General features: G+C 60.4%; 1 protein-coding gene. It reads right to left on the bottom strand.

All coding sequences use genetic code 11. From position 1 onward, the window contains the following. On the bottom strand, nt 1-641 hold a 641-nt coding region (locus PA598K_RS28675), incomplete at both ends, for a 3'-5' exonuclease (RefSeq protein ID WP_185602283.1).

Raw genomic sequence — 641 nt, 5'->3', positions numbered from 1 at the left:
CGCCGGACTCCGATAGCCGAAGCCAGTGGCGCTATCGCTGCCATAGCTGCGCCTTGCGCCGAAGCCGCGCCCAATCGCGCTGCCGCCTGCTGCCTTCAGCTCCTCCGGCACTTCCTCCAAGAAGCGTGAGGGCGCATTGGCATTGGTCCGGCCAAACAAGGTGCGCATCCGCGCGCAAGTGAGGTAAAGCTGCCGCTCCGCGCGCGTGATGCCGACATAGGCGAGACGGCGCTCCTCCTCCAGCTCCTCGTTGTCCGAGAACGCCCGGCTATGCGGAAATACGCCCTCCTCCATGCCGATGATAAAGACGGCAGGAAACTCGAGTCCCTTGGCGCTATGCATCGTCATCAGCACGACATTGTCGGCTGCCGCCTGCTCGTCCTCTGCCTTGTCCATCGTATCAATGTCTGCGATCAGCGCCAGATCGGTCAGGAAGGCGACCAGCGTCTTGTCCTCGTTGCGATTTTCGAATTCCATCGTCACCGACAGGAACTCGTCGATATTTTCCAGCCGGGCTTTCGATTCCAACGTGTTCTCGCGCTGCAGCTCGAGCTTGTACTCGGACAGCTCCAGCATCTTCTCCGTTAGCTCCGTGACCGAGAGATAATCGACCATGCGCGTCAAGTCGTCGATCATCTGCT

Source organism: Paenibacillus sp. 598K (assembly GCF_003851045.1).
Lineage (GTDB): Bacteria > Bacillota > Bacilli > Paenibacillales > Paenibacillaceae > Paenibacillus_D.
The sequence above is the reverse complement of the archived record's forward strand: the minus strand, read 5'-3'. Positions and strand labels throughout refer to the sequence as shown.